General features: G+C 67.7%; 11 protein-coding genes. 7 read left to right on the forward strand and 4 right to left on the reverse strand.

Features of this window, described 5'->3' with window-relative positions; all coding sequences use genetic code 11:
* The first annotated feature begins 34 nt into the window (after positions 1-34).
* On the forward strand, positions 35-664 hold the full coding sequence (locus ACXJJ3_RS37915; protein ID WP_458166770.1) for a TetR/AcrR family transcriptional regulator: 630 nt from the start codon (positions 35-37) through the stop codon (positions 662-664).
* A gap of 32 nt (positions 665-696) precedes the next feature.
* Here the strand turns inward: ACXJJ3_RS37915 and ACXJJ3_RS37920 are convergent, their stop codons facing one another.
* Positions 697-1,860, reverse strand: a complete 1,164-nt coding sequence (locus tag ACXJJ3_RS37920) for an MFS transporter (RefSeq protein ID WP_458166771.1) — start codon at positions 1,858-1,860, stop codon at positions 697-699.
* A gap of 199 nt (positions 1,861-2,059) precedes the next feature.
* Here ACXJJ3_RS37920 and ACXJJ3_RS37925 point away from each other — a divergent pair, with 199 nt between their 5' ends.
* Positions 2,060-2,869 carry a sugar phosphate isomerase/epimerase family protein gene (locus ACXJJ3_RS37925; protein ID WP_458166772.1) on the forward strand — a complete coding sequence of 270 codons (810 nt, stop codon included), beginning with the start codon at positions 2,060-2,062 and terminating at the stop codon, positions 2,867-2,869.
* 59 nt (positions 2,870-2,928) lie between these two features.
* Here ACXJJ3_RS37925 and ACXJJ3_RS37930 read toward each other — a convergent pair whose 3' ends face one another.
* Positions 2,929-3,798 carry an aminoglycoside phosphotransferase family protein gene (locus ACXJJ3_RS37930; RefSeq protein ID WP_458166773.1) on the reverse strand — a complete coding sequence of 290 codons (870 nt, stop codon included), beginning with the start codon at positions 3,796-3,798 and terminating at the stop codon, positions 2,929-2,931.
* A 370-nt stretch (positions 3,799-4,168) separates the two neighbouring features.
* Here ACXJJ3_RS37930 and ACXJJ3_RS37935 point away from each other — a divergent pair, with 370 nt between their 5' ends.
* Entirely contained in the window at positions 4,169-4,666 is a 498-nt protein-coding gene (locus ACXJJ3_RS37935) for a GyrI-like domain-containing protein (RefSeq protein WP_458166774.1), read from the forward strand.
* A 213-nt stretch (positions 4,667-4,879) separates the two neighbouring features.
* Here ACXJJ3_RS37935 and ACXJJ3_RS37940 read toward each other — a convergent pair whose 3' ends face one another.
* Together ACXJJ3_RS37940 and ACXJJ3_RS37945 are read right to left on the reverse strand one after the other, a co-directional pair.
* Positions 4,880-6,874 carry a HelD family protein gene (locus tag ACXJJ3_RS37940; RefSeq protein ID WP_458171992.1) on the reverse strand — a complete coding sequence of 665 codons (1,995 nt, stop codon included), beginning with the start codon at positions 6,872-6,874 and terminating at the stop codon, positions 4,880-4,882.
* Positions 6,875-6,980: 106 nt separating this feature from the next.
* Positions 6,981-7,664: a GntR family transcriptional regulator gene (locus ACXJJ3_RS37945; protein WP_458166775.1), complete on the reverse strand. Its 684-nt coding sequence runs from the start codon at positions 7,662-7,664 to the stop codon at positions 6,981-6,983.
* A 94-nt stretch (positions 7,665-7,758) separates the two neighbouring features.
* Between ACXJJ3_RS37945 and ACXJJ3_RS37950 the strand changes: the two genes are divergently transcribed.
* Genes ACXJJ3_RS37950 through ACXJJ3_RS37965 form a run of 4 tightly spaced genes read left to right on the forward strand, consistent with a single transcriptional unit; the run spans position 7,759 to position 11,315 of the window.
* A complete protein-coding gene (locus ACXJJ3_RS37950) occupies positions 7,759-8,763 on the forward strand; it encodes a polysaccharide deacetylase family protein (protein ID WP_458166776.1) in 1,005 nt (334 codons plus the stop codon).
* Entirely contained in the window at positions 8,760-9,701 is a 942-nt protein-coding gene (locus ACXJJ3_RS37955) for an ABC transporter substrate-binding protein (RefSeq protein WP_458166777.1), read from the forward strand. The genes ACXJJ3_RS37950 and ACXJJ3_RS37955 overlap by 4 nt, the downstream gene beginning before the upstream one ends.
* A 1-nt stretch (position 9,702) precedes the next feature.
* Entirely contained in the window at positions 9,703-10,551 is an 849-nt protein-coding gene (locus ACXJJ3_RS37960) for an amino acid ABC transporter permease (protein WP_458166778.1), read from the forward strand.
* Positions 10,548-11,315 carry an amino acid ABC transporter ATP-binding protein gene (locus ACXJJ3_RS37965; RefSeq protein ID WP_458166779.1) on the forward strand — a complete coding sequence of 256 codons (768 nt, stop codon included), beginning with the start codon at positions 10,548-10,550 and terminating at the stop codon, positions 11,313-11,315. Before ACXJJ3_RS37960 ends, ACXJJ3_RS37965 begins: the two co-directional genes overlap by 4 nt.

The raw sequence follows: 11,315 nt of genomic DNA on the forward strand, positions 1-11,315 counted from the left end.
TCAAGAGTTCGGCGACCCGATGGGGGTGGGGCCCGTGGCAGGCGAGACGGCACCGACGATCCGCGGCCCGTACCGCAGGGGGATCGAACGGCGGGAGCGCATCGTCCGGACCGCGTCCGAGGTGTTCGGCGAGTTCGGGTACGTCGGTGGTTCGCTGCGCAACATCGCCGAACGCGTCGGCGCTTCGCCCGCGACCCTGATCCAGTACTTCGGCAGCAAGGAAGGTCTGCTCGCCGCGGTGCTGGAGGACTGGACGGTCCAGACCGGCCGGTCGACGCTGCCGGAGAGCGCGCGCGGATTGGCGTACTTCCGTCAGATGCGTGACCTGATGGAGTTCCACGTCCACCATCGCGGTCTGCTGGAACTGTTCATCACGCTCGCCGCGGAGGCGACGAACCCGAGCCACCCGGCCCGCGATTTCATCCGCCGGCGCTACGCCAACGGTCTCCAGCTCTGGACCGGCAAACTGCGCGAAGCCATCGAGGACGGCGAAGTTCCGGCCCTCACCGATGAGCAGATCGAAGCCGAGATCCGCATCCTGGTCGCGGTGCTCGACGGGCTGGAGTTGCAGTGGTTACTCGGTGCCGACATCGACCTGGCTGGTCTGGTTGCTGTCCACGTCGAGCAAGCGATCGCGCGCTGGCAAGCCGGCCTCGCGACCTGACCGACCGGCGGATTCGCCGGGCGAGGCGTCGATCACGCAACCAGGTCGCGGGTTTGTAGCGGGCCGGCGGCGAGGAGGGTGCGGTAGCGGCCGGCGATGACGGCCAGACCGATCGCGGCGATTGCGGCGAGTGTTCCGGGGATCAGGAAGACGTGGGGTAGTCCGACTGCGCCCACGCCGAGGCCGCCGAGGGTTCCGCCGAGTGCTTGGCTGACCGCGGTGGAACTCATGAAGATGGCGCCTGCGGTGGCGACGGCGTGTGGCAGGAGACGCTGCGCGGCGATGATCCCGAGCGCTGCGAAGACGCCCCATACTCCGCCCATCAGAATCTGCCCGGCGAACAGCCCGACGGCTGTGTGCGTGAACGCGAAGAGGAGGTTGGCGCCGACCCCGAAGCCCGCACCCACCACCATGAGCGGCATCGAGCCAGTGCGTCGGGCGACCAGGACGCTCAGCGGCATGAGCCCGAGTTCGACGAGCGGCTGGATGCCGATCACGGCGCCGCTGATCTCGGGCGCGAGGTGGAGTTGCTGGTTCATGTAGAGCGGCAGGTAGGCGTACTTGATGGATTCACCGGCGTACACGAGCACGTACAAGGTCGTGAACACCAGCAGGGGAGTCATCTCCGCCAGGCTTGCCGTTCGCCGGGGGAGCTGTGCAGTGGCTGTGGATTCGGTGCGGAGCCTCAGCGTTCCGAGGGGCAGGAGTTGGACGAGGTTGCACAGTGCGGTGGCGAACAGTGTCGCGCGGACGCCGAACGCGGCGGCACCGAACGCCCCGAGCATCGGCCCGATCACCCACCCGGCAGTGAGCGCCATCCGGACGATCGCGACGACCCCTTCGGGGTTCGGAGTACGGTCGGCGCCCAGTTCGTCGTGGATCGCGGCGAACAACTGCGAACCCGCCGCTCCGGCGAACCCGAGCACAGCGGCACTGATGACGAACGGCAGCCAGGCAACCGGAGACCAGGCGATGCCGGCCCAGCCGAGGAAGCCGGCGATGCCGCACCAACGGAAGAGCCCCAGGCGGCTGCCGGTGCGATCCGATCGCGCGCCGACGACCCAGCCGGCGACCGGGGCAAGCAGGTTCGTCAGGTAGAAGAGTCCCGCGGTGCTCAGCGACGTGTGCAGTTCGGTGACGAGGAACGTCGCGATCTGCGGCGCGGCCGCGGACATGCCGAGTCCTGCGAGCAGCATGGACAGCGCCGATCCGCGATACAGCGGCTGGGCGAGAACGGCTCGAAACGCACTGCTGCGGCGAACATCGGCGGACGACACGGCGGCCACTCCTCGGCATCGGTCCAGCGCTTCGTCTCAAAACCGTGCAGCGCTCGGTTTTCGTGGGTACGATCGTACACGTCGTGACACATTCCGGTCCCACGAAGGAGTTCCACGCATGCCCGCTACTTCCGTCCAGCTGTACTCGCTGCGCGACGCGATCGCCGAAGACCTCGACCGGGCGGTCGCCCGGGTCCGGGAGATCGGCTACCGGAACGTGGAGCCGTACGCCTTCGTCGAGCGTGCCGCCGACTTCGAGCGCGCCTTCGCCGCGACCGGTCTGACGGCTCCGTCGGGGCACGCCGCGGTGATCGACGTGCCCGACGCGAACGTCGTGTTCGACGCCGCCGAGCGCCTCGGGATCGGGATCGTCATCGACCCGTTCATCCCGACCGACCGTTGGCAGAGCGCGGACGACGCCAAGCGGCTCGCCGAGCGCGTCAACGAGCTCACGCGGCAGGCGAGCGCGCGGGGCCTGCGGTTCGGGTACCACAACCACCAGTGGGAGTTCACCAACAAGAGCGACGGCCGCACCGTCTTCGACATCTTCGTCGAGCATCTCGAGCCCGAGGCGGTCCTGGAGGTCGACACGTTCTGGTCGACCGTCGGCGGCGCCGACACCCCCGCGGTGCTGAAGGCGCTCGGCGAGCGCGTCGTCGCGATCCACGTCAAGGACGGCAAGGTCGACGGCGACATCCTCACCGCACTGCCGTCGTCGGAGAGCGCACTCGTCGTACCGGAGGCCCTCCAGCGCGCCTTCGAGAACCAGACCCCGGCCGGCCAGGGCGACGTCGACGTTCTGGCGACGCTCACCGCCGCACCGCAGGCCATCCGCGTGGTGGAGTTCGACGCCTACTCGGGTGACATCTTCGACGGGATCGCAGAGTCCCTCACCTGGCTGACGGCCAACGACCCCGCGGGCGAGTAGCCAGGCCTGTCGGACGGGCTCCAACAACCAGTGCAGTCGGAGCCCGTCCGATCCGGTGATCACCAGCTGACGTCGTCGAGCGCCGGCCAGGGCGGACCGTCCCGCAGAACGTCGAGGAATGCGACGCCTGACTCTCTGCCGCTCGGGTGCTGGTCGTCGCGACGCCAGCGGTAGGCCGCGACCATTGCCAGCACGAGTCCGCGGCATTCATCAACCAGATTCTGGTCGGCGCTCGAATAGCGGTCCGCCACATCTTTGGGGACCCAGCCGAGGTCGTACTCGACGGGTCCGTGGGCGGTGTTCTCGAAGTCGATGAGGAGCGGCCCGTTCGTCGTACTGAGCACGTTCCCGGGGTGCGGCTCGCCGTGGAGGAGTTGTTCGGGTGCGTGCCGATTGACGATCGACCACTTCAGATCGCGCAGTATGTCGGCCAGAAAGCGTCGGTCCACGGCTGTGAGATCCGGAGTGATGTTGCGGTTGGCAACGTCTTCCTGTACGGCGCTGACACGGTCCATGGCGTGTGGGGTCGTGACGTCGAGCTGCCGTAGACCCGCATGAAGACATTCGAGCGCCCGCGCATAGTCGGCCGGCTGAATTGGTGGGGACTGCAGCGGCTCGCAGTAGGTCCAGAATGCGATCTTGAAGCCGTCATGTACGACGATATGTGGCTCGACCCGGGGGTCGAGCGGAGCAACCGGGCTGTCCGTCTGCGCGAGCCGTCGAACGACGTCAACCTCCCGCTCCGGGCTCACCTGATGACCGGCGTGATGGTTCTCGGGCGTGATCCGCGCCACGGTGTCACACGGCGTCAGGTGGACGACAAGACGGTTGGAGTCGTTGAGAACGCCGGCGTCGTCGACCTCCAAGCCGAGCGCCGACGCGATCGATATCGCGGCAGCCATTGCACGCTGTGTCTGCATTGATTGCATCCATGCCTCCTCGGCACAAGCAATTCGGTGACAGGGCAGGCTAAAGAGCGCGGACTTGTCACGCTGCCCGCGTCCGCCTGTCGACCGACAGACTCAAGAGGCAGGCACGCCAGCCGACAAAGTCAGCGCGTGCCGTCAACACCGGGTGAGCACATCACCCGACGCACGCTAGCAAACTCCGTCCACGAGACCGACAGGTTTACAGGCACCCGCTTGTTAACGGCCGACGATGTCGTCGTACGCGCGTACCTCGGCATCGCCGGAGAGAAAGTCATCACGCCGAGAGCCCCTCGTTCCCGCCGGAGGCCGGACGCCACAAGAAGGCCAGAGTTCTTGACCCTGCCCCTGGGGTCGGCTGCATGCTGACCGCATGGCTACCGAACCCAGCATTGTCGAGCGAGCCGCGCAGCCCTACGTCGGGATCACCGCGAAGGTGACGATGGGGCAGATCGGCGCCGTCGTGCCGCCGCTGAGCGGGGAGGTGTTCAGCTGGCTCGGCGCGCGCGGGATCAAGCCGGCGGGCCCGGCGTTCTGGCGGTACGTCGTGATCGACATGGGCAACCTTCTCGAGATCGAGGCCGGCGAGCCGGTCACCGAACAGGTCGACGGCGACGAGCGGGTGCGCGCGGGAGTGCTGCCGCCCGGGCGCTACGCGACACTGCACCACATCGGCGCCCCGCACACACTGATCGACGCGACCGGCCGGCTACTCGAATGGGCCGACCGACAAGGCCTGACCTGGGACGCCGCTCCGTCACCGAACGGCGAACAGTGGGGATGCAGGCTCGAGATCTACCACACCAACCCACAGGACGAGCCGAACATGGACAAGTGGGAGACCGAGCTCGCGTTCCGCCTGGCCGACTGATCCGGGGACGCGACCGAGCAACTGCTGAGGAGCGCGGCGACCCACCGCGGGGTGCTTCGTGATCTGCCACGGCCAGGTGAACGAGGACAGCACCGGTCCTGTCGAGGTCTGCGTCAGAGGAGTGGATCGATCGGCATGACCGGCGTCGCGTCGGTTCGCCGCGTGAGGTGTATCGCGCCGGTGCCAAGCCGCCGTCGGCGCTCGTCCGGCGACTTACGGTGCGGGGTTGAGGTTGATGATGCACAGTTTGTGGGTGGGGCGGGTGAGGGCGACGTACTGGTCTCGTTCGGTGGTCATTTCGTGGGGGAGGGCGACGATTGCCGAGTCGAACTCCAGGCCTCGGGTTTGGGAGGCGGGGACCAGGTGGGCCGATTGGGTGATCCGGGGGTCGGTGAGTTCGGTGAGTGTCGCGTCGGGGCAGATGACTGCGCGGAGGTCGTTCGGGTAGGCGGCGGTCTGGGTCTCGAGTTCGTCGAGCAGTGTGGCGACCAGGTCGGAGCGGGCGGCGAGGGTGCGGGTGCGAGGGCGGTCGCCGTGGCGGAGCGAGGTGCTTGGTGTCTGGTCGGGCGCGATGCGCTTCAGCAGATCGGTGGTGGAGTCCAGGACTTCTGCTGTGGTGCGGTAGTTGACGGTCAGCGTGTGCAGAGCGAAGTGGACTCCCACGTGCGGGCCGAGGGCGTGGTGCCAGTTTGCGGCGGTGGCAGCCGGCCCGGCCTGGGCGAAGTCGCCCACTGCGGTGATCGAACGGGACGGGCAGCGTCGCAGCATCATGCGCCACTGCATCGGACCGAGTTCCTGGGCTTCGTCGATGATGACGTGCCCGAAGATGCGCTCAGGTGGACCGTCGAGCAGGTCCGCGGCCTCGTCCAGCAACGCGGCATCGGCGACCGTCCAGTCGTAGCCCGGAGCGTGCGCCAGGAGATCCCGGACGAGCTGCTCCGGTGCCAGTCGGGGCCACAATCCCTGTACGGCGCTTTCGGTCTGGGCGTCGTCGAGCAGGGCCGCTCGTACGGCATCGGTGTCGAGTTCGTCAGCGGGATGCATGGAGAAGGTGTCGTCCAGCCCGAGTCCACGGAGGTCGTCGTCGACGGCCTGGTCGAGATCGAGCCCGGTACTCGCCGCAGCCTCGGCGTCGATACGGGCCAGGTCGTCAGCAAGGACTTGCTGCAGCCTCGTGACGGCGGCCTCGACCAGTTGCTCCTTGAAGACCGAGCGGGCCCGGTTGTGCGACAAGCCGCTCGTCGTTGCCGCGTCGCGTGCTCGGGCGATGTCGTGCTGAGTGAGTCGGAGCAGTTCTTGACCCACTCGTACTGCGAAGTCTCCGTCCAGCGTCTGACGCGCCCGCACCAGGGACGCCAGCTCGTCGGCCATCGCGAGGCTGCCTTTGCGTCGTGCGGACTCGACGGAATCCGGGGCCGCGTCAGGTATCCCGGCGAGTTCCTCGCACGTCGCCAGTACGGCGTTGTGCTCGCCGAGCGACGGCAGCACCTCGGAGATGTACTCGAGGAACCGGCCGTTCGGGCCGACGACCAGGACGCCGAGCTCGGCGACGCGCGGGGCGGCGTACAGCAGGTACGCGGCCCGATGCAGTGCCACGACACTCTTCCCGGTGCCTGGACCTCCCTGCACCACGGTGACACCGCGGTGCCCGCTGCGGACGATCGCGTCCTGCTCCGTCTGCAGCGTGGCGACCGCAGCGCCCATCTGTCCGGTACGGCGTGCCTGTAGCGCCTGCGTGAGCGGACCGTCGCCCACGACGTCCTCCGCAGTCGTCGCGGATCCGTCGAGGATCTCATCGGCGATCGCCAGCACCTGCCGCCCGTCGCACCGTAGATGCCGGCGCCGCCGCAGTCCGAGTGGATCCACCGGTGTCGCCGCGTAGAACGGCCCCGCCGCCGGCGCTCGCCAGTCCAGCAGATCCGGCCCGTTCTCGCCGTGGAGCCCGATCCGCCCGACATACAGCACACGCCCGTCCGCGCCATCGAGACGCCCGATCACGAGCCCTTGTTCAGCATCTTCCAACCGGCCGACCAAGCCCGCCAACCGCGCAGCCTCGGCTTCACGCGCGATCACGTCGCCAGGCGATCTCAGGACACCCGCCAGTCGAACCCGCGCCTCGGCGATCTGCGCCTCGAGCAACTCGTACAAGCGTGAAACCCGAGTCTGCTCGCTCAACGCCTCGCGCTCGACATCACCGTCGATCCACACCAACAGCCGACCTCCTCGTCGTTCCGGAGGACCACTATGAAGCCGAAAACCCAAGAAAATCAGGCTTGACTTACTTGGCTGACTCAGCCGACGGCGTGGTGGTGCGTCAGGAACTCGCGGTCGGTGGGTTGGCGAAGCTGGGCACGATGGCGGCCCGGGTGGCTCGGACGTGGTCGGTGGCCAGGGTGGAGGCGAGGTCAGGATCGCGGTTGGCGATGGCGTCCAGGAGTTGGGTGTGTTCGCTGAGGACCGTGAGGGAGTCGCGGTCGGTGGCGAAGTGCCAGCGGAGGCGGACGCCTACCGGTTCGAGCATGGCGCTGAGGGGTGGGTTGTCGGCGAGTTCGGTGATCGCCTCGTGGAAGCCGAGATTGGCGGCGGCGAGGGCCTGGTCGTCGCCGTCCTCCAAGGCGTGGCGGGCTTCTTCGAGGAGCCAGCGGGTGCGGCGGATGTCGGCGGTGGTGGCGCGGGTGGCGGCGCGGCGGGCTACCAGGGCTTCGAGGGCTTCGCGGATGTCGAAGAGGTCTTCGATGTCCTTGACCTGGAGTTGTTTGACCAGGACGCCACGGCGCGGGACCGAGGTGAGGAGTCCCTCGGCTTCGAGCATCGCGATCGCTTCGCGGACCGGGACCCGGGAGATGCCGAGTTCTTCGGCGACCTCGAGTTCGCGGAGCCGGACGCCTGGTTGCAGGCGGCCGGAGACGATCCAGTTCCGCAGGATCTGCCGGACCTGATCGCGCAGTGAGCGCGGGTCTCCCTCGACGACCTGGCTCAACGGCGTGCTGTTGCTCATGCGTCCCCACCCTGCATGCGATGGCCTTCTCACTGTCAGTGATCTTGTCGATTACCTTGACACCCTACCGTGTCTAAAGAGTATACGTGTATACATGGCGTCGACAGTAGAGCGTGACCTGGTGGGCTACGGCTCGCGGCCCCCGCGGGTCGAGTGGCCGGACGGTGCCCGGATTGCCGTCAACATCGCGATCAACTACGAGGAGGGATCCGAAGGGAACCCGCTGCTGGGGGACCGGACCCGGGACGAGCGCGCCTGGGTGCCGTCGCGGCTGCCACCGGAGCGGCGGGACCTGATGCAGGAGGCGGAGTTCGAGTACGGCAGCCGGGTCGGGATCTGGCGGTTGCTGTCGCTGCTCGAGGACCGGTCGATGCCGTTCAGCGTGTTCGCGTCCGCCCAGGCGCTCGAAGTACATCCGGAGCTGGCCAGATCCTTCGCCGAGCGGGACTGCGACATCGTCGGGCACAGCTACCGGTCCGTCGCCCGGCTGGACAAGACCGAGGACGACGAGCGGGCGGACATCCGCCGGGTCATCGACACCGTGAAACGGCTGACGGGCAAGGACGTGCTCGGAAGCTTCCCGCGGCCGCCGATCACCGAGCACACCCGGCGGGTGCTCGCCGAGGCCGGGCTGCTCTACGACTCGGGGACGACGAACGACGACCTGCCGTACTTCGCCCCGGTCGCCGGCCGGCCGATGCTGGTGTTGCCGTACGCAACGGATACGAACGACGCCCGGTTCTGGGGCGGCAGCAGCGGCCCGGGGTTCGCGACCGGGACCGAGTTCTTCGAGTACCTGCGGGACGCGTTCGACTTCCTCTACCAGGAGTCGGCCGCCGTACCGCGGATGATGTCGATCGGACTGCATGCGCGGATCATGCGGCCCGGACGGGCGATGGGCCTGCTCCGGTTCCTCGACCATCTGAAGTCGTTCGGCGACGTCTGGGTAGCTCGCCGTGACCAGATTGCTCTCAGTTTCGCTGAGCAATACGCACCACCGGACATGTGGAACTGGCCGGTCAGGCCGGACCAGCTGTCCGATTCGCCACGGGGCCCCTCGCCGGCCGACGCGCCGGCCACCGAAAGGAGTCTGCAGTGACCTTGCCACTGAGCGCCGTGAGGGCGGCTGTCGTACTGATAGCGGTCGGCGCGCTCGCGGCCGGCTGTGCCGAGCCGAGCACCGGAGCCGCCGGTACGCCGGCCCCGCAGAACACCGCGCCGGTCAAGAACGTCGCGTTCGACCAGAAGCTGCAGGACCTGCTCCCGCAGCAGATCCGGAGCGCGGGCGTCGTGAAGGTCGCGACCACGGCGTACACGCCGCCGATCGTGTACCTCGGTCCGGACAACAAGGACATCATCGGGCTGGACGCGGACATCGCCGCGGCGTTCTCGACGATGTTCGGCGTCCGGTTCGAGCTCACCGACCTCGGCAACTTCGGCGCGCTGATCCCGGCGCTGAAGGCGCAGCGGTTCGACCTGTCGATCTCCGGCATGGGTGACACGGTCGAACGTGAGAAGGAGCTCGACCTGATCGACTACATGTTCGACGGCAAGACGATCATGGTTGCCAAGGGCAACCCGAAGAACATCAAGTCGATGGACGACCTGTGCGGCAAGACCGTCGCGGTCGGGGTCGGCACCGCGCAGGAGGCGCTGGTCAAGCAGAAGTCCGCGACCTGCCCGAAGCCGATCGACGTATTGAGTATTCCCAAGCAGCCCGACGTACTGGTTGCCGTCCGCACCGGTCGCGCCGACGCCACGGTCGGCGGGTACGCGACCGGCGTCTACACCGCCCAGCACCAGATCGGCAACGGCATCGGGCTCGAGGCCCTGCCGGGTGTCCGCGAGGACGTCGGCTACAACACGATCGCGTTCGACAAGTCGAAGACCCAGCTCCGCGACGCGATCCAGGCCGGGCTGCAGGCGCTGATCGTCTCGGGTGCCTACAAGGACATGATGGCGAAGTACGGGTTGACCGACCTCGCCGTCAAGGAGGCCAAGCTGAACGACGCCGCCAACCTCACGTCGGGAGGCTGAGATGACGGCCATCGACACCGTCCAGGACAACCGCCCGGACTCCGGCGTCGAGATCGTCCCGCTGCGGCACTGGGGACGGATCGCCGGCGCCGCCGTCGTGATCGCGTTCATCCTGCTCGTGCTCTACACCGTCGGCAGCAGCCAGAACGTCCGCTGGAACGTCGTACCGCCGTACCTGCTGACCGTTGCCATCCTCAACGGTGTGCTGACCACCCTGAAGCTGACCGTGCTCTCGATGCTGTTCGGCATCGCGCTCGGCACCGTACTGGCGGTGATGCGGATGAGTCCGGATCCGGTACTGCGGACCGTCAGTTCCGGCTACATCTGGTTCTTCCGCGGTACGCCGCTGCTCGTGCAGATCTTCTTCTGGTTCAACATCGCGCTGTTCGTGCCGCGACTGAGCCTGCCGGGGTGGTCGGCGTCGACGAACGACCTGATCACGTCGACGACCGCGGCACTGCTCGCGCTGAGCCTGCACGAGGCCGCGAACATGGCCGAGATCGTCCGCGGCGGCATCCTCTCGGTGGAGACCGGCCAGCTGGAGGCGTCGCTGGCGCTCGGGCTGCGGCGCGGGCAGGCGATGCGCCGGATCATCCTGCCGCAGGCGATCCGGGTGATCATCCCGCCGACCGGCAACCAGGCGATCGGGATGCTCAAGGCAACGGCCATGGTGTCGGTGATCGGCGCCCACGAGCTGCTCACCAACGCGCAGAACATCTACGCGCGGAACTTCCTGGTCATCGAGCTGCTGATCGTCGCGACGATCTGGTACCTGTTCCTGACCACGCTCGCGTCGATCGGGCAGCACTACCTGGAACGGCACTTCACCCGGGGCGTGGTCGCGTCATGACCGATCGACCGATCGTCTCCGCGCGCGACGTCCACAAGAGCTTCGGCGACGTGGAGGTACTGCGCGGCATCGACCTCGACGTCGGCCAGGGCGAGGTGGTGTGCATCATCGGCCCGAGCGGATCCGGGAAGAGTACGTTCCTGCGCTGCATCAACCACCTGGAACGGATCGACCGCGGCATCCTCGAGGTCGACGGCGAACTCGTCGGGTACGAGGAGCGGCAGGGCAAGCTGTACGAGCTGAAGGAGAAGCTGCTCGCGCGACGGCGGGCCCAGATCGGGATGGTCTTCCAGCGGTTCAACCTGTTCCCGCACCTGACGGCGGAGCAGAACATCATGGAAGCACCCGTCCTGCTCGGGCGGATGGGCAAGGACGAGGCCCGTGCCGAGGCGGTCCGGCTGCTGACCGCGGTCGGCCTCGCGGACAAGGTGGCGTCGTACCCGCATCAGCTGTCGGGTGGTCAGCAGCAACGGGTCGCGATCGCCCGGGCGCTGGCCATGCACCCGAAGCTGCTGCTGTTCGACGAGCCGACGTCCGCGCTCGACCCGGAGCTCGTCGGCGACGTACTCGCGGTGATGAAGGACCTGGCGCGGCAGGGCCGCAGCATGATCGTGGTCACCCACGAGCTCGGCTTCGCCCAGGAAGTCGCGGACACGCTCGTGCTGATGGACCAGGGCGTGATCCTCGAGCGCGGTACGCCGAAATCCGTCATCCACAACCCTGCCCACGAACGCACCGCGGCCTTTGTCAAGAACGTGCTGTGA

It is taken from the genome of Kribbella sp. WER1, from assembly GCF_054189145.1.